The sequence below is a fragment of the Vibrio sp. 397 genome (genome assembly GCF_033339395.1).
GTDB lineage: Bacteria > Pseudomonadota > Gammaproteobacteria > Enterobacterales > Vibrionaceae > Vibrio > Vibrio alginolyticus.
In genome coordinates this window covers 75,443-96,849 of sequence record NZ_JAWOUN010000010.1, presented here as the reverse complement: position 1 = coordinate 96,849, position 21,407 = coordinate 75,443, and the positions used below count along the sequence as shown (strand labels likewise).

Annotated in this window: 21 protein-coding genes; 9 read left to right on the top strand and 12 right to left on the bottom strand. The window is 45.9% G+C overall.

Going from position 1 to position 21,407, the window contains the following annotated elements:
• Positions 1-98: 98 nt before the first annotated feature.
• The 3 genes from R7P36_RS16910 to R7P36_RS16900 all read right to left on the bottom strand — a co-directional run bounded on the left by R7P36_RS16910 (position 99) and on the right by R7P36_RS16900 (position 2,186).
• Positions 99-785, bottom strand: a complete 687-nt coding sequence (locus R7P36_RS16910; protein WP_005497912.1) for a helix-turn-helix transcriptional regulator — start codon at positions 783-785, stop codon at positions 99-101.
• 47 nt (positions 786-832) lie between these two features.
• Positions 833-1,147, bottom strand: a complete 315-nt coding sequence (locus R7P36_RS16905; protein ID WP_213899758.1) for a hypothetical protein — start codon at positions 1,145-1,147, stop codon at positions 833-835.
• A gap of 115 nt (positions 1,148-1,262) precedes the next feature.
• A complete protein-coding gene (locus R7P36_RS16900) occupies positions 1,263-2,186 on the bottom strand; it encodes a LysR family transcriptional regulator (protein ID WP_005374110.1) in 924 nt (307 codons plus the stop codon).
• Between the two features lie 138 nt (positions 2,187-2,324).
• Here R7P36_RS16900 and yjjG point away from each other — a divergent pair, with 138 nt between their 5' ends.
• Together yjjG and R7P36_RS16890 are read left to right on the top strand one after the other, a co-directional pair.
• Positions 2,325-2,999 carry a pyrimidine 5'-nucleotidase gene (yjjG, locus tag R7P36_RS16895; protein ID WP_182039681.1) on the top strand — a complete coding sequence of 225 codons (675 nt, stop codon included), beginning with the start codon at positions 2,325-2,327 and terminating at the stop codon, positions 2,997-2,999.
• A 51-nt stretch (positions 3,000-3,050) separates the two neighbouring features.
• Positions 3,051-3,590: an NUDIX domain-containing protein gene (locus R7P36_RS16890; protein ID WP_203345276.1), complete on the top strand. Its 540-nt coding sequence runs from the start codon at positions 3,051-3,053 to the stop codon at positions 3,588-3,590.
• A gap of 79 nt (positions 3,591-3,669) precedes the next feature.
• Here the strand turns inward: R7P36_RS16890 and R7P36_RS16885 are convergent, their stop codons facing one another.
• From R7P36_RS16885 to R7P36_RS16870, 4 genes are all read right to left on the bottom strand, one after another.
• Positions 3,670-4,104 (bottom strand): hypothetical protein, encoded by a 435-nt coding sequence (locus R7P36_RS16885; protein WP_005374106.1) that lies wholly within the window; start codon positions 4,102-4,104, stop codon positions 3,670-3,672.
• Positions 4,105-4,124: 20 nt separating this feature from the next.
• The gene (locus tag R7P36_RS16880) at positions 4,125-4,676 is read right to left on the bottom strand and encodes a YtfJ family protein (protein ID WP_213899757.1); all 552 of its coding nucleotides are present in this window, start codon (positions 4,674-4,676) and stop codon (positions 4,125-4,127) included.
• Positions 4,677-4,755: 79 nt separating this feature from the next.
• Entirely contained in the window at positions 4,756-5,475 is a 720-nt protein-coding gene (locus tag R7P36_RS16875; protein WP_193284590.1) for a carbonic anhydrase, read from the bottom strand.
• Positions 5,476-5,553: 78 nt separating this feature from the next.
• Entirely contained in the window at positions 5,554-6,897 is a 1,344-nt protein-coding gene (locus R7P36_RS16870) for an OmpP1/FadL family transporter (RefSeq protein ID WP_213899756.1), read from the bottom strand.
• 771 nt (positions 6,898-7,668) lie between these two features.
• Between R7P36_RS16870 and R7P36_RS16865 the strand changes: the two genes are divergently transcribed.
• Genes R7P36_RS16865 through R7P36_RS16855 form a run of 3 tightly spaced genes read left to right on the top strand, consistent with a single transcriptional unit; the run spans position 7,669 to position 12,201 of the window.
• Complete coding sequence (locus tag R7P36_RS16865) at positions 7,669-8,844, top strand: efflux RND transporter periplasmic adaptor subunit (RefSeq protein ID WP_005384341.1); 1,176 nt, start codon at positions 7,669-7,671, stop codon at positions 8,842-8,844.
• Between the two features lies 1 nt (position 8,845).
• Positions 8,846-10,810, top strand: coding sequence for a MacB family efflux pump subunit (locus R7P36_RS16860; RefSeq protein ID WP_318122233.1), 1,965 nt, complete (start codon positions 8,846-8,848; stop codon positions 10,808-10,810).
• A 14-nt stretch (positions 10,811-10,824) separates the two neighbouring features.
• Positions 10,825-12,201: an efflux transporter outer membrane subunit gene (locus R7P36_RS16855; RefSeq protein WP_213899754.1), complete on the top strand. Its 1,377-nt coding sequence runs from the start codon at positions 10,825-10,827 to the stop codon at positions 12,199-12,201.
• A gap of 96 nt (positions 12,202-12,297) precedes the next feature.
• On the opposite strand, the gene R7P36_RS16850 is transcribed toward R7P36_RS16855, so the two are convergent.
• Entirely contained in the window at positions 12,298-12,840 is a 543-nt protein-coding gene (locus R7P36_RS16850; RefSeq protein ID WP_005374097.1) for a carboxymuconolactone decarboxylase family protein, read from the bottom strand.
• 111 nt (positions 12,841-12,951) lie between these two features.
• Between R7P36_RS16850 and R7P36_RS16845 the strand changes: the two genes are divergently transcribed.
• Entirely contained in the window at positions 12,952-13,554 is a 603-nt protein-coding gene (locus R7P36_RS16845) for a TetR/AcrR family transcriptional regulator (protein ID WP_005384344.1), read from the top strand.
• 151 nt (positions 13,555-13,705) lie between these two features.
• Here R7P36_RS16845 and R7P36_RS16840 read toward each other — a convergent pair whose 3' ends face one another.
• Positions 13,706-14,962, bottom strand: coding sequence for an SGNH/GDSL hydrolase family protein (locus R7P36_RS16840; protein ID WP_213899753.1), 1,257 nt, complete (start codon positions 14,960-14,962; stop codon positions 13,706-13,708).
• Between the two features lie 466 nt (positions 14,963-15,428).
• Between R7P36_RS16840 and R7P36_RS16835 the strand changes: the two genes are divergently transcribed.
• Together R7P36_RS16835 and R7P36_RS16830 are read left to right on the top strand one after the other, a co-directional pair.
• A complete protein-coding gene (locus R7P36_RS16835) occupies positions 15,429-17,459 on the top strand; it encodes a S8 family serine peptidase (RefSeq protein WP_213899752.1) in 2,031 nt (676 codons plus the stop codon).
• Positions 17,460-17,468: 9 nt separating this feature from the next.
• On the top strand, positions 17,469-17,831 hold the full coding sequence (locus R7P36_RS16830; protein ID WP_213899751.1) for an ATPase: 363 nt from the start codon (positions 17,469-17,471) through the stop codon (positions 17,829-17,831).
• A gap of 214 nt (positions 17,832-18,045) precedes the next feature.
• Here R7P36_RS16830 and R7P36_RS16825 read toward each other — a convergent pair whose 3' ends face one another.
• Genes R7P36_RS16825 through R7P36_RS16815 form a run of 3 tightly spaced genes read right to left on the bottom strand, consistent with a single transcriptional unit; the run spans position 18,046 to position 20,102 of the window.
• The gene (locus tag R7P36_RS16825; protein ID WP_005384349.1) at positions 18,046-19,302 is read right to left on the bottom strand and encodes a PTS ascorbate transporter subunit IIC; all 1,257 of its coding nucleotides are present in this window, start codon (positions 19,300-19,302) and stop codon (positions 18,046-18,048) included.
• A gap of 9 nt (positions 19,303-19,311) precedes the next feature.
• Positions 19,312-19,599: a PTS sugar transporter subunit IIB gene (locus tag R7P36_RS16820; protein ID WP_005374080.1), complete on the bottom strand. Its 288-nt coding sequence runs from the start codon at positions 19,597-19,599 to the stop codon at positions 19,312-19,314.
• Between the two features lie 59 nt (positions 19,600-19,658).
• The gene (locus R7P36_RS16815; protein ID WP_213899750.1) at positions 19,659-20,102 is read right to left on the bottom strand and encodes a PTS sugar transporter subunit IIA; all 444 of its coding nucleotides are present in this window, start codon (positions 20,100-20,102) and stop codon (positions 19,659-19,661) included.
• A gap of 247 nt (positions 20,103-20,349) precedes the next feature.
• On the opposite strand from R7P36_RS16815, the gene R7P36_RS16810 reads away from it, so the two are divergent.
• Positions 20,350-21,378: a LacI family DNA-binding transcriptional regulator gene (locus tag R7P36_RS16810; protein ID WP_213899749.1), complete on the top strand. Its 1,029-nt coding sequence runs from the start codon at positions 20,350-20,352 to the stop codon at positions 21,376-21,378.
• The last annotated feature ends 29 nt before the right edge of the window (positions 21,379-21,407 follow it).

The following is a 21,407-nucleotide window of genomic DNA, read 5'->3' as shown; positions in this document are numbered from 1 at the left end:
TTAAAAATGAAACATTAGTTTAACTAAATGTGCCTTTCCAAATATCTCGCATTGAGCAGAGCAATGTAGAATCCTTGTGATGGAAGGATGAAGAACACTCAATCTTTCGATTCATACTGCGCAATATAATGTTTGAGAGATTTGGTTTCCGCACTCTGAAACTCTTCATCGTGCATACGCAGTGCTTGGATACGGTCGAGGCGGAACTGGCGATAGTCATCGCGCAATTCGCACCAGGCGACCAGCGTCCAGACTTTGCCCCAAAAGAACTGGCCTAACGGTTGGATTTTTCTCTCGGTCACCTGTCCGCTTTCATCTTGGTAATCCAAACTGACCTTAAACTGATGATCAATCGCGTGGCGCAGAAGCTGCCCTCGTTTGGCAGTCTCGGATTGGGTGTGATAATCGGGCACAATCAGCGGACAATCTTCCACTTGTTGTTTGAGCTTATCTGGCAATACCGAAAGTATTTTGGTGGACGCAGAGTGAGACGCTTCGGCGAGTTCGGCGTCCGACCAGGCTCGAACCATCCGCATACCCAGTTCAAGCGCCATCATCTCCTTTTCTGAGAACATCAAAGGTGGCAGATGAGAGCCAGCTTGCAACAGGTAGCCGACACCTGCTTCACCTTGAATCGGAACACCAGAACTGAGCAACGACTGAATATCGCGATAAATCGTACGTTCGCTGACTTCCATTCTTTCTGCGAGCTCTTTCGCTGTCACTGCGTAACGCTTTGCGCGCAAAAGCGTCAGTAGCTCAAACAGTCGTTCTGATTTGCTCATGATGTTCCTTATCTAGACCTACTGGTTGTTAGTAGTAGTGTGGCTGATTACTTCTCTAGCTCACTGCACATTTTTAAGTTGTGATGTATAAGCTCGAAGCTTTCGCAGTCAATCATTGATAACAGAGGCTGAAATTCAACGGCTTGCTTAATCTGTTTTCCCGCCTGTTTTGCATCGTCCATTGAACGCCAGTAAATGATGTCTGTCCACAGATCGTCCGTCGCTTCGTGACTGAGTGAGCGATACAAAAAGCCCGGCAGATTCTTCACAAACGTTTGTGACTGTTTGGCAGCAGCGATCACGTCTTGCTCTGTTGTGCCTGCGGTTAGACGAAATTGCACAGTTTCGATAACGGTTTCCATATTGTGATTCCTTATTGGTTTTGGCGGATTGCCTGTTGAGTTCCAAATAAGGTTACGCGGATGGAATGTCAGAACATGTCAGTAGTGAAATCTCACTCACTTATCATCAATATGGTTATTTTTCTGGGCTATTGTAACGATCCCAGTAAGGTAAATCTGTGCCGAGCTTTTCGCTGATAAAATCGATAAAGGCTCTTACTTTCAACGGCATGTGCTTGCGCTCAGGGAACACCGCATAAATGGCGTGTTCTGGTAGAGAGTACTCTTCCATCACCGGTTTTAGATTTCCTGCGGCAAAGTCTCTTCCTGCAATAAATGTTGGCAGTTGCGCAATGCCCGAACCTCTTAACAGCAACTGGCGAATGGCTTCGCTGTTATTGACGATAAAGTTTCCTTTTGGAAGTACCTTGTATTCGCTGCCGTTGTTGATGAACATCCATTCGACGCCGCCACGGAAATAGGAGTAGCGCAGGCAGTTGTGACCGACTAAATCACTTGGTTTTTGTGGTGTTCCAAACTCCTCTAAGTAATCTGGTGAGGCACAAAGCACACTTTTACAAGGAGCGAGACGTTTTGCGATTAGATTGGAAGAGGTGAGTTCACCAATACGGATCCCCAAATCAAAACCATCTTTAACCAAATCGACCATTTTGTCTTCGAGGTTTAAATCCACTTCAATTTTCGGGTAACGAGCGAGAAACTCGCTGATCAAAGGCGCGATATGCAGCACACCGAAAGACATCGGCACGGTAATTTTGAGCCGACCTTGTGGAGAGCCTTGCAGCTCCGATACCGCGTCCACGCCTTGTTGGGCTAGGTTGAGCGCTTGAGAGGCGTACTCAAAATAGCGTTCTCCCGCTTCGGTCAGGCTCAGCTTACGCGTGGTTCGGTTAAGGAGACGAATGCCCAAATCGTCTTCTAGTTGGTTGATGCGTTTGCTGATCGCCGATTTCGTCAGATTCAGCTGTTTGGCCGCAAGGGAAAAGCTGCCGCATTCGACAACAGCAACAAAAACGGGCAGGGAGGCAATCGCGTTCACATCAATCTCCTACTATCGTGAAGCATTTATTGTTGAGCACAAGGATACAATTAATTTCCAATTATAGAGATTATCTTCAAGAAGAAAACAATCTAGACTATGCACCAGTATTACGACCTTGATTTTGGGAAGAAGAAAATGAAGTACGATTGGATCCTGTTTGACGCTGACGAAACCTTATTCCACTTTGATGCTTTCAAAGGTTTGCAGCTTATGTTTTCTCGCAAAGGCGTAGATTTTACTGAACAAGACTTTACTCATTACCAAACCGTAAACAAACCGCTTTGGGTGGATTACCAAGACGGCAAAGTAACGGCAGATGAGCTAAAACATAAGCGTTTTACCGAGTGGGCTGAGAAGTTGAATACCACAACAGCAGATCTCAATAGCGCATTTTTAGAAGCAATGGCCGATATTTGCAGCTTGTTGCCAGGTGCAAAAGAGCTGATGGAAGCGCTGCAAGGCAAAGCTAAAATGGGCATCATCACCAACGGTTTTACAGAGTTGCAAGCGATTCGCCTTGAGCGCACAGGGATGACTGAGTACTTCGATAAAGTAGTGATCTCTGAACAAGTGGGCGTAGCAAAACCGGACTTAGGTATTTTTGAATACGCGATGCAGCAAATGGGCAACCCATGCAAAACGCGCGTACTGATGGTGGGTGACAACCTGCATTCCGATATTCTGGGTGGTAATAATTTTGGTATTGAAACTTGCTGGTTAAATACCACAGGCGCAAGCGTTGATGAGCGTATCGCACCAAATTACACCGTTGAGTCTTTGAGTGAACTAAAGAACATTTTGGTGGCGTAACTGAATCGGGTATTATTCCGCAGTAACCCTCAGAAAAATCAAGGAATAACCATGTCAGACATCAAACAGCTAGACAGCAAAGTCGTTTACCAGAATAAGTGGATGACGGTGCGTGAGGACAAAATTTTACGTCCGAGCGGCGCAGAGGGCATCTATGGTGTGGTCGACAAACCTGATTGTGCTGCGATTCTGGCTATCGATAACGGGATGATTCACTTGGTTCAGCAGTACCGTTACACCGTAGGTCAACGTTGTTGGGAGATCCCACAAGGGGCGTGGGAATCAAACCCAAATGCGGATCATCTTGAGCTTGCCAAAGGCGAGCTGCGTGAAGAAACGGGCATGCAGGCGAGCGCCATGGCGTATGTCGGCGCGCAGTTTATCGCATACGGCTTTTTGAATCAGACATGTCACGTCTACTTCGCCACTGATTTAACGGACGTGGGCAATCAACTCGACAGTGAAGAAGAGGATTTGATCACTCGCGCTTTTTCTGTTGAGGAGTTCGAACAGATGATGATCGACGGCACGATCAAAGATTGTGTCACCATCGCCGCTTATGGTTTGGCGAAGCTGAAGAAATTCATTTAGTTATCCATGACGATTTTTTAATGAAAACAGCGGCCTAGTGCCGCTGTTTTTAGTTTGGGTGAGCTCGTTGAGCCATCGCTTACTCGTCGATTTTCTTACCTAAGATTTCCACTTGCGCTTTTTTAGTCACCCCCGCGACTTGCAGCGCAGTGCTGCCAACCGATTCATAGTTCAACTCGATTTTGTCTAACTTCGCGTTATCTTTTGTTGGTAGGCTTAAGCTTCTTGATGACATGCCTTTAGTCAGAACACCTAAACTGTCGAACGTCTTTTCCTGACCATCTTTCATGATTACTTTAACGCTTTTCAGATCGACCGTACCTTGCGTACATTTGATTTTGATGTGGCTGAAACGAGCGTTAGCAAATGGTGACAGTGGATTGACTGTGTCGGTTTCCGATTTAAAACTGACGGTTTTATCTGCAATCTTGTCCCAATCGTTGTCTCCAGCAATCGATTGGAAAGAGGCTACAGCCGCTAAAAGACAGAGCGCGATGGTGTTGAACAGTTTCATAACTTTTCCTTACCTTAGGTTTAGATATTCTGTTTAATCAGTTCGATGACGTGTGTGACTTCGTCTTGAGTTAAAGCCCCTTCTTTCACGAATAAAATTTCACCTTGTTTATTTTGTACGATAATCGCAGAACTTTCTTGCTGCAGATCCCAAGTTGTTGCTAATACGCCATTTTTGTCTAACACCATGGAAGACCAAGAGAATGTCTTTTTGCTGTCCTCTGCCGACGATTTTACAAATGTACCGGTTCCCCAGATGGCGTCTTCTTGGTTGATCACGGTTGTGGTCTGATACTGATCTTCAGGAAAGTGAGCGGCAGTGATTGCTGACATCAGCGGCGCGTTCATCTCTTTGGCTTTACTACGACCTGCAATGGCTTGTATCACACAGACTTTGCCTAACATCTGCTGAGTTGTCCAAGGTTGATAAGCCACATCGTCTCCTTGCAGCGTCATTTCGCCATAGGTATCAATGCTGACGGAAGGGGTGGTTTGACCGACAGAAAGGTTATGAGAGAAGGCGAGTGTCGGGGCGAGTGAGAGTAAGAGTGACAGAACAGATGGAGTTTTCATTGGGGGGGCCTGTAACGAAGTGAGGTTAGAGCGAATCAAAATAAGGGGCAAATACGATGCCCCTTATCGGATTTGGCGATTAGTTAGAAAGTACAACGCGCGCATTTAACGGTTGTAGCGGACGATTGTTTTGTCCCATGACTTCCATCAGTTTCGCGGCTTGATCTTTGGATAAGGTTTGAGTGTCTTTAAGCACAAACCAGCGCACACCTTCTGAACATGGTGGTGTGGTTAAAGAGCCGTTAAATCGATAGTAGTTTGCAGTTTTTGGCAGTAAGTCGTTAATCTCAAACGTATCTTTAAAGAACGTGGTTTGATTCTCTTGTGGGATTGCGTTGATCAGTTTAGACAGCGCTGCGTTTTGATCGCCAGCATTAAACATCACCGAAATTACCGCCAACTCGCCGTCTGCGTTGGCGTGTACAAAGTGCGCTTCAAGTGGATATTGGCGGCCTTTGATTTGGTTTTCTGAAGGTGTGTGGAAATGGAACTGTTGCAGCTCGAACGTCTCGCCATCGATGGTGAAGCTATTACGTCCGTTCACTTGCGCTTGCAGCGTATGACCATTGTTGGTTAAACCAATGACCTGACCAGTGTACGAAAGGTTCAGTGCTTCCAGTTTTGCATCGGCTGGGTTGTCGATGTTGATTGGGCTTTGGTTTTTCGTGGTTGCGCAGTCTTTGGCGATTTCTCCCCAGTGCTCTGGCCCGTGTTTGTCATTGCCATAGCCCCATTCTGAAGCCTGAGCCGCGCCTAGAGTGAGAAGTGAGAGTGAAAAAGCAAGTAGTGTTTTGTTCATAATAATGTCTCTGTTCGGTCGCTTCGATAAGCGTTGTTACAAGGCAATGACCTAGAGGTTTGATCACTGCCTGACAAATTAGAAACGGTGGCTGAGTTGGGCACCAATTAGGAACGCATTTGAATGGGTCACGCCCGTCACCATCGGTGCAGGAACACCTTCATACGCGTATTCTTCTACGTTGACATCTTCACCAATCAAGTACGTCATACCGATGTCAACCGTGGTATCTGATGACCATTGGTAAGAGGCACCCGCAGATAACCAGTGACGGTTCGAATCTGGGATAGAAAGCGAAGTCAGCTCATCGACAGGTGTTTTGTCGAACATGTAACCCGTGCGAAGTGTCCAACGTTCATTGGCGTACCAAGTCGCACCGATGGAGTAGTGCGCGGAGTCTTGCCACTGAAAATCTTTTAGCAACTGATCATCAGCTTTCAAGCTGTCAAATGCTGACCAACCAATCCACTGCACAGAATAGTGCAGGGCAAATTTAGGTAAGACGCGGTGATAACCGGAAAACTCCGCAATATCCGGTAGCGGCATAGCAAGTGAGTCGTACGATTCGCCGGCAAAGTGGATGTCACCCTTGGCATCGATGTTAGGGCTGTGCTTGTAGCTCAAACCCAAGCGATGACGTTCGTTAAACTCGTACATCATGCCAATGTTCGCGCCAAGCCCAATGCCGCCAGCTTCCACATCAAGTGCGTTGCCTTTTAAGGCTCCGCAACGTTGTTCTAGTTCGTTTCCAAGTATGTTCCCACCAACGCAAACACCCACGTCCATATCGCGGTACAGTTCACCAGAGCCGTAAATCACATCAATACCACCACCGATACTAAAACGGTCGTTCACCTTGTATGCCAAGCTTGCGCCAAGGTTGACACTCGCTACGCTGGTGACACCGCCAAAAACAGGTGCGCCATAGTTTGGTTTAAACTCCATGTCGGTTCCGAAGTTGGAGTATGCCGATAAGCCTAGATACCAGTTGTCGTTGATAGGGTGAATAAAGTAAAAATTGGGTACAACGGCTGGTTGACCAACGCCATCGACGTCATCAATGTCGGTCACGGTTTGAGAGAAGGACGGGGTAATGTCAACTTGAGGGGACGGAGGAAAACCGCCCATACCAACATTGACATCCGCATTAATATTAGCTCGATGATATTGCGCATTTTTAACGGTAACGTCAGGTTTGACGTAAGTGACACCGAACGATAAGGCATTTTGTTTAAACAGCGTCATCGCTGCGGCGTTGCGGCTGACTACAGACGCATTATCACCAATGACGGCATCACCAGCAAAAGCACGACCAAGACCCGTCGCCGAATGTTCGTTAATTTGAAAACCACCGGCATACGCCGTCGATGAGGCTAAACCGATTAATAAATAAATCGGTGAAAGAGTTAATTGTCGCTGCATGTTTTTTCTCATGAATTAATTAGAGGTTGTATTGCAACGAAAATCAGTGAAATAAACAAATCTGACCAGTATATTTAGGAGTAAAACTAACAGTATGTTGACAACAAATAAATTTAACTTAATAAATATTTATTGATGAATTTATTAATGGTTCATGTCGTGAATGTGGTGATTATTTTATGTGTAAATTAAACTCATAGCCTCTATTTTTATTTTTGCGGTATTACTTCTCTATTTTTATTGTGCTGACTGTTCCCTAACAAACAGAGGCAAATCCAGCGATAAAGTGTTCGTGATGGAAACTCTGAGTCATTTGTATTTCCATTGCATCCCAACGTTGGTAGTTCGAATCAGCAAGAGAACTATCGTTTTAAACCCACATGACACACTCCTCTCGGTCTTACCTGTGTTATGTGGGTATTTTTTATTTAACTTGCCACTTAACTCCTCTTTAAATTCAATCATCAAAATGACCATAATAAAATTTAAATGGATGGCATATTGAATAAGCTTAGATTTTACTGGTTTGTTGGTATTTAAAAGTTTTGTTTATAATACTTATAACTTGAATTTCTATATTAAAAATAATCTTTGTTATATTTATTGAATGATAAAGTTTTGAAGTGACTATAATATTTCGGATTTTTCACGTTAGTGAAGTTATTCCTTCAGTATCTTGACGTTAATTTACCTATCTTTACGTCTCGTACCCTGTACGGCTAAGACAAATAGCAGTATAAAATCAAAACGATTATTTACTTCACTCCTGCTATGAAACTCAACAAAAAATGGCTCGTTTTGTGTGGCCTACTTGCTATTGGTGCTGGTGGTTATCATTATCTGCAACGTCCAGAACCCATTTCTCCTTACGCGACAGAAGTCGTTCGCAAAGGCAATATCGAAAAGGCGGTATTAGCCAACGGCATGTTGCAAGCGTCCAAATTGGTGAATGTAGGTGCGCAAGTATCTGGGCAAATTCAACGCCTCGCTGTGAACTTAGGGGATGAGATCAAACAGGGAGATTTGATTGCACAGATTGACAGCCTGACTCAGCAAAACAGCCTCAAAGAAGCTCAAGCGTCTCTTAATAGTCTCAACGCTCAGTACCAGGCTAAGCAAGCACAGATTAAACAAGCAAACTATGAATACGTGCGCCAAAAAGGCATGTTGGCAGCGAAAGCGAGCTCACGAGCTGATTACGAGAATGCCGAAGCGACGCTCGCCATCTACAAAGCCGAGTTAGCGCAACTGGATGCCGAAATCGAGAAAGCCAAAATCAACGTCGACAATGCGCAGTTAGATCTCGGTTACACCACCATCAACGCACCGATGGATGGCACGGTTGTCTACACCGCGGTGGAAGAAGGACAAACCGTAAACGCCAATCAAACCACGCCAACTATTATCGAGTTAGCCAAGTTAGATACGATGACGGTGAAAGCCGAAATTTCGGAAGCCGATGTGATTTTTGTTCACCCAGGCCAAACGGCGCTGTTCACCATTTTAGGCAAACCGAATCAGCAGTTTAAAGGTACATTGCGCGCCATTGAGCCGGGGCCAACCATCATGGATGGCGATGACAGCGATTTGAGCATTTCAGATAGCGACGCCATTTACTACAACGCTGTATTTGATGTGAAGAACCCGCAAGGTATTTTGCGCATCGGCATGACTGCGCAAGTTTCGATTGTCCTTGAGCAATCGGAAAATACCTTGATTGTCCCTTCACAAGTCCTGCAAAAATCTGGCGGCAAAGGCAACTATACCGTGCCAGTGCTTGAACAGGGCCAAGTGGTGCAAAAGCCCGTGACAGTGGGTATCAACAACAAAGTGAACGCAGAAATTCTCTCAGGTTTGAAGGAAGGCGACCAAGTTGTTCTTGGCAATGCTATGGATGGAGAATCATCAAGCCGAGGTGATCGTCGTCGACCTCCAATGAGGTTCTAAGATGAGTGACGTGCTTTTAAAAGTTGAGGATTTAACTCGACGTTTCGTCTCTGGAGACGAGTCGCTTACCGTGTTGAACCACATTAATTTAGAGATAAAACGCGGTGAAATGGTCGCGATCGTGGGTGCATCGGGCTCAGGTAAATCGACGCTGATGAATGTGCTCGGCTGCTTGGATAAACCGTCCAGCGGTCGATACTTCATTAATGGGCAAGATGTATCGACGTTGGAATCCGACCAACTGGCGGAACTGCGCCGCGAGTATTTTGGCTTTATATTCCAGCGTTACCATCTGCTGGGGGATTTAACCGCGGTGGCAAACGTGGAAGTACCTGCGGTTTACGCGGGAGTTCCTCATCGTCAAAGAACGGAGCGAGCGCAGTCGTTATTGGCTCGCTTAGGGCTGGAAGATCGTTTGACTCACAAGCCCAGCCAACTGAGTGGTGGCCAGCAACAGCGCGTGAGTGTTGCTCGTGCACTGATGAACGGTGGTGAGGTGATTCTCGCTGATGAGCCCACTGGCGCATTAGACAGTCACAGTGGGCAAGAGATGATGGCACTGCTTAAAGAGTTGCATCAACTTGGGCATACGATCATCTTAGTGACTCATGATATGAACGTGGCGAACTTTGCGGATCGCATCATTGAAATCAAAGATGGTGAAATCATTGCAGATACGCCAAATGCACAAGTTGTAATCAATGAGCAAGCAGTACAGACACCGAGCGCGTCTTTTCATCGCCCAGCGCAAGCCGCCAGTAAGTGGTGGAAGTGGGACAGTTTTATTGACGCGCTAAAAATGGCGCTGCTGGCGATGTCTAGCCACAGAATGCGCACGTTTTTGACCATGCTCGGCATCATTATTGGTATAGCCTCGGTGGTTTCCGTGGTGGCACTAGGTAATGGTTCACAACAGCAAATTTTGTCGAATATTTCATCCATGGGAACAAACACCATTGATGTCAGACCGGGCAAAGGGTTTGGTGACCGCCGCTCCGGGCGAGTGAAAACGCTAACCGCCGACGATGCTAAATCGTTGGAGAGTCTACCTTTTGTCGACAGTGTCACGTCGTCTTTATCCAACAGCTTAACCGTGCGTTACGCCAATCAGGATGCAACCGCGTCTGTGGAAGGGGTTGGGGAAGATTATTTCCGTGTGCGCGGTTATGAGATCGCCAAAGGTCAGTTTTGGGATGAAGAGAGCGTGAATTCGCTCGCCCAAGAAGCAGTGATTGATGACAACACCAGAAAGGAAATGTTTGCGGATAGAAATCCGATTGGTGAAGTGATTTTTCTTGGTTCATTGCCAGTGCGTATTGTGGGTGTCACGCAGAAAAAAGAAGACGCGTTTGGCAACAGCGACGCGCTGAAAATTTTGGTGCCATACACCACTATGTCGGGACGCATGATGGGACAACGCTACCTCAACGGCATTACTGTACGGATTGATGAGAACGCCCCAAGTGCGGCGGTAGAGCAGAGCATCATCAACTTGTTAAAAATGCGCCACGGTACAGAAGATTTCTTCACGATTAACACTGACACCATTCGTCAGAGCATCGAGAAAACCACCGCAACCATGACGTTACTGATCTCAGCGATTGCGGTGATCTCCCTAATTGTCGGGGGAATTGGCGTAATGAACATCATGTTGGTGTCGGTGACAGAGCGCACGAAAGAGATCGGTGTGCGAATGGCTGTGGGTGCGAGGCAAGCGGATATTTTGCGTCAGTTTTTGATTGAAGCGGTACTAGTGTGTTTGTGTGGTGGCATTGCTGGTATTGGCTTGGCATTTTTGATTGGTTTTGCATTCAGTACCTCTGGCAGCAGCTTCCAAATGATTTACTCAATGAACTCGATCATCTGGGCGTTTATTTGCTCAACGTTGATTGGCATCGCTTTCGGCTTTTTACCCGCTCGCAATGCCGCCAAACTCGATCCGATAGAAGCGCTAGCGAGAGACTAAAAATGAGTAACACAATGAAATTCAAAACTCGATTGGTCGCGGCTGCCTTAAGCGCAGTGTGGTTGTCAGGTTGTGGTTCGCTTATGCGTAGCGACTATCAAGCTCCTGAGGTGCAAGTGCCTGCAAATTGGCAACAGATGCATGTTGCGGGTGATGTCAGTATGGATCCTTGGTGGTTGGCGTTTAACGACCCAACGCTTAATCAATACATTACTCAGGTGTTGGCTCAAAACAACGATTTGACGCTGGCAACGCTAACGCTAAAGAAAGCGCGTTTACAGCTGGGTTTAGCGCAAGATGACCTTTTCCCTACGTTGAGTTCTTCCACATCAGGACAAGTTCAAAAATCTCTTGATAGCGGGGAATCGGCAGATAGCTACAGCACTAACTTGTCCGTCAATTACGAGTTGGATTTGTGGGGAAAAATCTCGGCAGACGTTGACCAAGCCAAGTGGACGGCGATGGCAAGTCAACAAGATCGCGAGGCGACCGCACAAAGTTTGGTGGCAACGACGGCATCGTTATATTGGCAAATCGGCTATCTAAAACAGCGCTTAAACCTCAGTCAACGTAATGTGGCAGACGCAGCTCAAACGCTACAATTGATTGAAAAACAGTACCAAATTGGCGCTGTGGATCAGTTAGATGTGCTTGAAGCCAAACGTACGTTGGCAAGCTTACAAGCGCAGCAAAGTGAGTTTGAACAGAGTTTACTTGAGGCAAACAACGCCTTTGCGATTTTGTTCAATCAACCGCCGAAGAGCATCAGTGCAAACATCCAAATGCTGCCTGAAGGCGATATGCCATCGTTGAGTGTTGGTGCTCCGTCTGATTTATTGATCCGCAGACCCGACATTAAAGCAGCGATTTATGACGTCAAAGCCGCGCTAGCAAATAAAGACGCAGCAGATTTGGACTACTTGCCTAAGCTGACGCTCACTGGGGCTTTGGGGGGATCGTCACAAGCGCTCAAAGACCTGCTTTCCAACCCGATCGGCAGTTTAAGTGCGGATATGACGCTACCGTTTTTGCAGTGGAATGAGATGAAAAACAGCCAAGCCATTGCCGATTTAGACTATCAATCGGCTATTGTGAGCTATCGCCAAGTGTTGTACGCCGCATTCCAAGATGTCGAAAATGCCTTGTCAGCACGAGAAAAATTGAAGTATCAAGCGGCGCGTTTACAAGAGCAGTATGATGCCGCAAGTGCTGCTGAGTCCATTTATGCTGCGCGGTATCAGTATGGCTCGACATCGATCATGGACTATTTGAATGCACAAGAAGACACCAGAAACGCGCAAGCTTCTTTGTTGGAAAACCGCTACAACCAGTTTCTTACTCAGGTTACGCTTTACCAGTCTTTAGGAGGAACCGACGTTGCGCCGTTGTAATTAGGGATCAGCGCACACTAGCGAAGCGTCATGCAACAAAGCCTTTTTTGAAGGTATTACTGGTCCCATCAATGGGACCAGTAATAAAAGCTTAAGTTACTTGGCGAACTTCTTGAAAGGTGCATCAACCGGGGTGTCAGCTAGGTGATTGGTGTAGTTACTCATCACTTTTTGCGCTAGACCAAGTACAATTTCAAGCAGTTGCTGCTGTCCGTAACCCGCCGCAAAGAACTTCTCTATCTGAGACTCTTCCACTACACCACGTTGGCGCACCATTTGAAGCGTTGTTTCTCGTAGTGTTTCAAGTTTTTCGTCTGCCAATGGTGTTTGGTTGACGAGAGCATCAACAATCTCCTGATCCACTTTCATTGACGCCGCGATCGCACTATGAGCAGGAACGCAGTAGTGACAACCATGTTCAACGTTGATGGTTTGCCATACGACGGTCAATTCTTCTGCGTTAAATGATGTTTGTTGAAATAGCTCATGCACAACTTGATAACCCTCAAGCAAGGTTGGCGCTTCAGCCATAACAGCATGAAGATTTGGTAGCATGCCAAACGCTTTGACTGAATTTTCAATCAGGTGCTTTGATCCTTCGGGTGCGTTTTCTGCGGTATACAGTTTAAATTCTGCCATGTTTAAATCTCCTGTAATTGGATATGAGCGGATTAGGCAAGAACAGGATAGTTGATTTTGAGCGGTCGCTCAATATAAAATTGAGCATATGTTCAAAATTGATAATTGCTCATGGCGAATACAAAGAAATTCCAACGTGATGAAGTGGTGAAAGCCGCCTCGGATCTATTCTGGAAGAAAGGTTTTCATGCAACATCTACACGTGATTTACAAGATAGCGTGAATCTGCGTCCTGGAAGTATTTATGCGACGTTTGGGTCAAAAGAGGGGCTATATTGTGAAGCGCTAAAAATGTACGTTGCGAACTTGCAAGCCCTGTTTGAGTTGCATTTAGCTCAGAACACAACGGTTCTAGATGCAATAGAAGCTTTCGCGATTGATGTGGTTATCAATCAGCGAGACTCCAATCCCAGTGAAGTGTGCATGTTAGTCAAATCAGCAAGTGAATTTGCTGAGGATTTTAATGCGCTGCGCAATCAAACAAACAGCTTAGCAAACCAATTTGAATCTTTTCTTGCAAAGCTGTTTGAGCGAGCAATCGAGAATGGCGAAATTGAAGCCCAGGATACATTGCTTCTTGCTCAGTTGTTCCAGGTTCAGTTTACGGGTATACGAGCCTACTCATACCGCAGTGATGATGAAACCTTAAAGACGTTGATCTCTATTATGGTGAACAGCTTCCGCGGTAACGTACCAAAACAGAACGCTGAATGAGACTGCTCAAAGTCAACGTCTCTAAATCAACGGCTTGAAGTAAGCGAGCTCAAATAAACCCGTTATCGGGGGTCGATATCGATAAAAAATGACCACGAAGCATCGTGGTCATTTTTATGCAGATTAACTTGCAATGAACAACAACGGCTTATTAAAAGCGAAACTCTTCTAAGTTATTGCTGCTTTCTAACATTTTTTCAGCCACATAACGATGCGTTGCTGTGGTTGGGTGAGTCACATCCCAGAACACGAACTTATCTGCGCCAGATGCTGCACATTCAGAACGTAATGAGTGAGTGTACATGTAGTCAACAGAGGATGAACGGTTGATGTCTAAGCAAGGGTCGCTTGCATTTACGAAACCGTGTTCTTCTGGTGCCGAGGTTAACTTCTCAAACAGTGCGTGTGTATCAAACAATGCGATGTTGTAGCCTTGGGCTTTGTAGTACATCGCTTGTGCTTTGATGAACTCGTTCATCTTCAATACTTTCGCACGAATCGTTTCAATTTCTTCCTGTGTTGAGTATTTGAACTGTGGTGCTTTGGTTGCATCTGGCAGTGTCATCAACATGAAGTTCTTCGCGCCAGCGTCTGTTAAACGAATCAGAGCTTCAGCGTAATCCGCTTTTACTTCCGGCACGCTACGGTTGTAGTTCATGAAATCATTTAAACCAAACTCTAACGTAAACAATGTGTTAGCAGGGTTGTAGTTCTTCGCCAGCTTTGTGTAGGTTAAGTAAGAAGAAACTTGTTCGCCGACACCAGTTAGCGCGATGTATTGGTTTTCACCTGCTGCGCCACCAACTGCCCAGTTGTATAGCGGTAAGTTTTTGGCTTTAGCAACGTATTCCGTCCAAACAAAACCGTTTGAGAAGTGACCCAAGAACCAGCTATTAGGGTTAGGGAAGCGCCATTGGGACGCGTTAAAGATGTTGCCTGTATCAGACAAGCTATCGCCCAAAGCCACTACCTTGTTGATTTGATCTGGTTGCATTGCAGCATCATTGCTCCAGATCGTGTGGTTATAAGAATAACGATTGTCGGCAGCAAAAAATGTAATGTCTGCGTTCTCGTTCGCTAGATCTAGTGTTTCCTCACAACGCTGGCGAATTACGTTTTGTGAGGTATTGGTGTAGAACATGTTTTTAAATGAAACAGAGCTCCACCAATAACCATCGATAGTGAAGTCACTACCATCTTGGTTTTTTGCCCATTTCCAATCGGTAGCCGCATCGTCCCTAGAGTGGCTCGTACGATACCAGCATCGAACGTACGTATAAGTTTGATTTTCTTGCGCGCTAACCACTTCAGCCGCAGAAACCATTGCTGGTGATAAAGTTGGCTCCTCTGCAATGGCGGAGGCAAGCGGAAGTAATGCAGTTAATAGTGTGATTGTTTTTTTCATCATTCACTCTTCTTGTAATGGTTATTGTTCCGAATGCGTGAATACGCTCGGCTATAACAGTATTTAGATGAGAATTTTTCTCACTAAACCTTCTAATTCTGAGTAAATGCTCAAGACAGTCAACAACTAAATATTCAATATTTCAGTTTTGGCACCACGGTCAAAAAATCCATTCAGCATAGCAATCGATTAAATGGGTTATATTTAGAATAATTAATCACTAACATTAATTTAACATTCACTTTCTGTTAATTAAGTAATTGCTTTATAAGGTTTTGTTGATGATTTTTAATGTTAACTTAAAGTGTTTATTGAATGATCTTTTGTACAAATTTGTATATTCATGAAACAAATTGTTTGGCATTTTTGCTCTGTAAACTATAGCTGAAGCTCTCATGCAAACATCATGATGATGACTTTTCATGAGAATATAGTGAATAAAAATTAGCTCAAATAAGGAATGGGGCAAATGCACTACACAACAAGTAAAAAACAAGGCTTATTTTCGTTGTCTGCCGTAGCAATAGCACTGACCACTTCGATGTCAGCGTTTGCGGCTCCACCAATGGGATTTGATGAATCTAAGTTACCGACGAAGTACATCGTCAAATTCAAAGAAGATGCAGTCAGCCGTTCTTCAATGGGTGGTAACTCATTCTGGGGGCCACGAATCGCGCAGGAGTCTGTTCTAGAACAGGTGAAGGCACGTAAGGTGGAAAAACTGGGCAATCGCGCCATTTACAGCGTTGAATTGGATGGCGATGACTTAGAGCCGCTTCGCAACCGTAGTGATGTGGAATACGTGGAAGTCGATCCACCTCGCTATTTGCTCAGCGAAACGACCCCATGGGGATATGAAGCGGTTAATGCTCAACTGCTAGCTGACTTCAATGCGGGTAATCGCACTGTATGTATTATCGATTCAGGGTACGACATTTCGCACAACGACCTAAGCGGTAACCGCGTTGCTGGTACTAACGATAGTGGTACGGGATCATGGAGTGATCCGGGTAACAACAATGCCCACGGTACTCACGTCGCGGGTACGATTGCTGCGATTGCCAACACCGAAGGTGTAAAGGGTGTGATGCCAAACCAGAATGTTAATTTGCACATCGTGAAAGTATTTAATGAATCGGGTTGGGGTTACTCATCTGGGCTTGTTAAAGCAATCCAGACCTGTGCCGATAATGGTGCTAACGTTGTGAACATGAGCCTTGGTGGTAGTCAATCAAGCCGAACTGAGCAAAATGCACTGCAAAATATTTACGATCAAGGCGTTCTATTGATCGCCGCTGCGGGTAATGATGGCAATACAGCGCACAGCTATCCAGCTTCTTATGACTCAGTGATGTCTGTTGCGGCTGTTGATAATCAAAATGATCATGCGGCGTTCTCACAATCTACTAATCAAGTTGAGATCTCAGGCCCGGGTGTGGCGATCTTATCAACGGTTACGGTAGGTGAAGGTAAACTTTCTGATATTACCTTGAATGGTGTAAGCCAGTTTGATCGTGGGATTGTTCCTCACAATCGTTTGATCAATAACGGTTCTTCGTATGTTCCGGATCCAATCGCGGGTTCAGTAACGGCAACGCTAGATAGCTGTGATGTATCTGGCGGTAACGTTAACTGTGGTGATATGTCGGGCAAAATTTGTTTGACTGAGCGTATTGGCAACCAGTCTTCAGGTAACTACCCAGAGGTGGATGCGGTTCAGGCTTGTTACAATGCGGGTGCGCGAGCTGCAATCGTATACAGCAACTCTGAACTACCTGGTTTACAAAACCCATTCTTGGTAGACACAAACAACGCTTATCGTATGGTTTCGGTAACGGTTGATCGTGCATTTGGTCAAGAGCTATTGGGGTATGTTGGTCAGGAAATTACTGTTGCAACAACCTCTGGTGAAGATTACGAGTACTACAATGGTACATCAATGGCGACACCGCACGTAACGGGCGTAGCTGGCTTGGTGTGGAGTTACCACCCAACCTGTACAGCAGCGCAAGTACGTAATGCACTAGTGAAAACTGCAACAGATATTGATGTTGCTGGTCGAGACAACCGTACTGGCCACGGCCTAGTTAATGCTGAAGCGGCGAAGCTGTTCTTGGACGCTGGCTGTAATGGACCTGATGGTGGTAGCTCTTCGGACTCTAGCTTCTCAAATACCAGCCCTGTTGCGATTCCAGATAATAAATCCTCTGGCGCAATCAGTGCAGTAGAAGTCGCTCGCTCTGGTGATTCAGGCACAGTAAGTATTGACGTTGATATTAGCCACACTTACATCGGTGATCTACGAGTGACTTTAACGTCACCGACTGGTGGAGAAGTTGTACTTCACAATAATACTGGCGGCAGCGCTAACGATATAAAAAATACGTTCCAAGCGGATTTTTCTGGTTTTGAATCGCAAGGTACATGGGAACTAAAAGCGGTGGACAGTGCCAGAAGAGACACAGGCACCATCAACAGTTGGACTCTGACCTTTCAATAAGGAGTGACTATGAAGAAGTTGACCTTACTTTCTTTGTCTGCGGTAGGCGCTACCGCACTATTGGCAATCGGACTGAGCTCAAGCAGCTTGGCAAACAATCAAGGATTTCCTCTCGTGGATGAACGCCAAGATCAAGCCGAGCAGCAACCTGAACGTTACTTTATTAAGTATCATGAAGGAAAAGAGAGCGAAGTGAGAGCGCTTCTTCGTCAGCACAACATTGAAGTAGTCGACGCTCTGGTGAAACAACACGTGTTGATTGTGGTGGGTGAACAGGCGAAAGTTGAGAAGCTCGCCGCTCACGATGCGGTCGAATACACCGAGCAAGAGCCGACAAGAAAGCTGCTATCTAACGGAAATACGCTTCAATAAGCCAAACCTCCTTAAGATAGTGCCAAAAAGAAAAACGCCCCTCACGTTAGGGGCGTTTGTTTTCTTTCTACGATTGTTTTCTATGATTATTTTTTATGACTGGTTTCTTCTAAAGTTCGTCGTTTGCTATGACTAGAGATTCTTGAAGATTGATGCCGATGAGCCTATTCCCGCATCAATCAAGTCAGTTATCAGCTAGTCATATTCAGGCTACTTAGCGAACAATCAGACCCAGTAAGATACCAACAGCGCCGAAGTCTGCGTCACTAAAGGTTGTGTTAGCAAAGCCTAGGTCACCAAGCACTGGCATTAGGAATACTGGTAGGAAGGTAATCAGTAGACCTTGTGCAAAAGCACCCAAGATTGCACCGCGACGACCACCTGTAGCGTTACCAAATACACCTGCCGCTGCACCTACAAAGAAGTGTGGAACGACACCAGGGATAATCACAGTAAGCCCCATCACGTAAAGTAGGAACATGCCCAGAAGACCCGCCGCAAAGCTCGATAGGAAGCCAACCAATACTGCGTTTGGTGCGTATGGGAATACAACCGGACAATCAAGCGCAGGTTTCGCGTTTGGTACTAGTTTGTCTGAGATGCCTTTAAACGCCGGAACGATTTCTGCGATAACCATACGTACACCTTGAAGGATAACGTACACACCACCGGCGAATGTGATGGATTGCATCAGCGCGAACATGAACCAGTGCTTACCACCGCTAACTTCGCGTACAAAGTCACCGCCAGCAAAGATACACGTCACCATAAAGATGATGCCCATAGTGAACGAGATTGCTACAGGCGTATCACGTAGGAACAACAAGCTCTTAGGTACGTTCATCTCTTCAGTAGAGTGTTCTTTGTTACCGAACTTGCTGCCAATAAAGCCCGCTAGTACGTAAGAAAGGGTAGAGAAGTGACCAATCGCAACGTCGTCAGAACCTGTTACTTGCTTCATGTACTTGTGAGCAATCGCAGGGAAGAACACCATCACAGAGCCCACAACCAGAGAGCCAAGTGCGATCAGTGGAACACCTTTCATGCCGCTAGAAGCAAGGATCGCCGCTACCATCATCGACATAAATAGCGTGTGGTGACCTGTTAGGAAGATGAATTTCCATGGCGTGAAGCGAGCGATCAAGATGTTCACTAACATACCGAAGAACATGATCATCGCCATCTCTTTACCAAACGCTTCTTGCGCGATAGAGACGATAGCTTCGTTGTTTGGAACCACGCCAGTGATGCCGAACGCGTGTTGGAAAATCGTCGCAAAGTCACCCAGAGAAGTTACAACCAGACCCGCACCCGCACCAAGCACGATGAAACCAAGAATGGTTTTTACCGTGCCTTTAATGCACTCGGTGACCGGTTTTTTCTGGGCAATTAAGCCGATTAGGGCGATGAGACCTACCAGAACCGCCGGCTCTGATAGGACATCGTTCATTAAGAAACTGAAGAATTCCATAACGCCACCTTATAGAGCGCCAAGCTCTTGAAGTGCCACAGATAGACGCTCTTTCATTGCCACTTTGTCGACCATGTTATCAAGCGCAACGATGCGAGGTTCAACGCCAAGCGCGTTCAACTGTTCAACGATGTCGTTAGTACCGATGAAGATGTCACAATCCGTACCTTTTGCAGAACCTAGATCGATATGATCCACTTCTGCGTTTACATTCAATTCTTTCACGATGCCTTTGATGCTCATTTCCATCATTAGGCTAGTACCAAGACCGTGACCGCAAACAACCATAATTTTCATAATTCAGACCTTTTCTTTTTATAGGGGTGTATGCCCATTTTTTAAGGGCACATCAGGAGTTAGTATTTTTCGATGACCGCGAGAACATCTTGTGTGTTTTGAGCGGTGCAGATGGCTTCTACATGCTCTTCATTCATAAACAACTCAGCCAGTTTAGAAATCGCATCCACGTGCGAGTTACTGTCTGTCGCGGCTAGCGTAACCAGCATTTTCACTGGGTCGTTCCCTTCAGAATCGAAGTTCACGCCGCTTTGAATCACTGTGATTGCAAGAGACAAACGGTTAACGCCATCTTCAGGGCGAGCGTGTGGCATTGCCATACCAGGACCTACCACGTAGTAAGGACCGAGCTCTTCGTGTGAGCGGTAAATAGCGTCCACGTAGCTTGGCTCAATCGCGCCATTTTCAATCAGTGCTTCACAAGATTTGCTCACCGCATCTTTCCAGTCAGTAGCATCAGAATGGATGCGAATCACATCAGAGGTAATCAGTTCACGTAGCATTGGATCTTTCCGGTTTGTTGTTTTGTTGATGGGTACTTTATCGATCAATTTGTCAGAAAAACCTGAGAATGATCACAAATGGTAGCGCTATCTGATAGCGCTATCATAAATTGTGATAGCGCTACCATTTTATCAGTCATCCGAGTTTCATATGCTTGTGATCGACTTCTAATGCGCTAATATCAAAACCACTAAAACGCTGTGGTAAGATGTCGCGGCAGAAAATAGAGAACACTAAATAAGAACAATGAGCGAACCTCGCAAACGAAGAAGTACTGGCAATGTCACCTTGGCGGACGTCGCTAAAAAAGCCGGCGTAGGCACCATGACGGTGTCGAGAGCATTACGAACGCCTGAGCTAGTATCTGACAAGCTGAGAGAAAAGATTCAACAAGTGGTTGATGAGCTCGGCTATATCCCGAATAAAGCGGCAGGGGCTTTGGCGTCTGCTGAAAGCTACTCCATCGCTCTTATCATTCCTTCCCTATTTGAAAAAGCGTGCGCGCTTTTCTTACCGAGCTTTCAACAAGCGTTGAACAAGGCGGGTTATCAGTTACTGCTTGGCTACAGCGACTACTCGGTAGAACAAGAAGAGAAACTGCTTTCGACATTTCTTGAGAGCCGTCCAGCCGGAGTGGTGTTGTTTGGTAATGAACACAGCCAGCGAACCAATCAGCTTTTGGAAGCCTCGAATACGCCAGTATTGGAAATTGCTGAGTTAAGTTCGAAAGCGAGCTATCTCAATATCGGTGTTGACCATTTTGAGGTGGGTAAAGCCTGTACCAAGCATGTGATTGAACAAGGCTTCAAGAACGTTGGCTTCATTGGTGCGCGTGGGGATCACTCCACTTTGCAACGTAAGCTACACGGCTGGCAAAGCGCGATGATTGAGAACTACCTTGCACCGGACCATTTCTTAACCACCCACGAAGCGCCATCTTCACAATTAGGTGCGGAAGGGTTGGCAAAGTTATTGCTGCGCGATTCAAGTTTGAATGCTCTGGTATGTAGCCATGAAGAGATTGCGATTGGCGCGTTGTTTGAGTGTCACCGCCGAGTGCTGAAAGTCCCGACCGACATTGCGATTATCTGTTTGGAAGGCTCTTCCATGGGTGAGCACGCCTACCCAAGTTTGACCTGTGCGGAATTCGATTACGAACGTATGGGGACGAAAGCCGCAGACAAGTTACTGCAAGCCATTAAAGGTGAGCCTGTAGAATATGCAACGGACATGGGCTTTAAGCTAAAACGCCGAGCAAGTACTGCGATCAACTAATTTGATTTGGTTAGCGACAAAACGCGATA

Bases quoted from the DNA above. Each gene is read 5' to 3' on its own strand.
- R7P36_RS16910 (WP_005497912.1), bottom strand. From the start codon at position 785: ATGAGCAAATCAGAACGACTGTTTGAGCTACTGACGCTTTTGCGCGCA.
- R7P36_RS16905 (WP_213899758.1), bottom strand. From the start codon at position 1,147: ATGGAAACCGTTATCGAAACTGTGCAATTTCGTCTAACCGCAGGCACA.
- yjjG (WP_182039681.1), top strand. From the start codon at position 2,325: ATGAAGTACGATTGGATCCTGTTTGACGCTGACGAAACCTTATTCCAC.
- R7P36_RS16890 (WP_203345276.1), top strand. From the start codon at position 3,051: ATGTCAGACATCAAACAGCTAGACAGCAAAGTCGTTTACCAGAATAAG.
- R7P36_RS16885 (WP_005374106.1), bottom strand. From the start codon at position 4,104: ATGAAACTGTTCAACACCATCGCGCTCTGTCTTTTAGCGGCTGTAGCC.
- R7P36_RS16880 (WP_213899757.1), bottom strand. From the start codon at position 4,676: ATGAAAACTCCATCTGTTCTGTCACTCTTACTCTCACTCGCCCCGACA.
- R7P36_RS16875 (WP_193284590.1), bottom strand. From the start codon at position 5,475: ATGAACAAAACACTACTTGCTTTTTCACTCTCACTTCTCACTCTAGGC.
- R7P36_RS16870 (WP_213899756.1), bottom strand. From the start codon at position 6,897: ATGCAGCGACAATTAACTCTTTCACCGATTTATTTATTAATCGGTTTA.
- R7P36_RS16865 (WP_005384341.1), top strand. From the start codon at position 7,669: ATGAAACTCAACAAAAAATGGCTCGTTTTGTGTGGCCTACTTGCTATT.
- R7P36_RS16860 (WP_318122233.1), top strand. From the start codon at position 8,846: ATGAGTGACGTGCTTTTAAAAGTTGAGGATTTAACTCGACGTTTCGTC.
- R7P36_RS16855 (WP_213899754.1), top strand. From the start codon at position 10,825: ATGAAATTCAAAACTCGATTGGTCGCGGCTGCCTTAAGCGCAGTGTGG.
- R7P36_RS16850 (WP_005374097.1), bottom strand. From the start codon at position 12,840: ATGGCAGAATTTAAACTGTATACCGCAGAAAACGCACCCGAAGGATCA.
- R7P36_RS16845 (WP_005384344.1), top strand. From the start codon at position 12,952: ATGGCGAATACAAAGAAATTCCAACGTGATGAAGTGGTGAAAGCCGCC.
- R7P36_RS16840 (WP_213899753.1), bottom strand. From the start codon at position 14,962: ATGATGAAAAAAACAATCACACTATTAACTGCATTACTTCCGCTTGCC.
- R7P36_RS16835 (WP_213899752.1), top strand. From the start codon at position 15,429: ATGCACTACACAACAAGTAAAAAACAAGGCTTATTTTCGTTGTCTGCC.
- R7P36_RS16830 (WP_213899751.1), top strand. From the start codon at position 17,469: ATGAAGAAGTTGACCTTACTTTCTTTGTCTGCGGTAGGCGCTACCGCA.
- R7P36_RS16825 (WP_005384349.1), bottom strand. From the start codon at position 19,302: ATGGAATTCTTCAGTTTCTTAATGAACGATGTCCTATCAGAGCCGGCG.
- R7P36_RS16820 (WP_005374080.1), bottom strand. From the start codon at position 19,599: ATGAAAATTATGGTTGTTTGCGGTCACGGTCTTGGTACTAGCCTAATG.
- R7P36_RS16815 (WP_213899750.1), bottom strand. From the start codon at position 20,102: ATGCTACGTGAACTGATTACCTCTGATGTGATTCGCATCCATTCTGAT.
- R7P36_RS16810 (WP_213899749.1), top strand. From the start codon at position 20,350: ATGAGCGAACCTCGCAAACGAAGAAGTACTGGCAATGTCACCTTGGCG.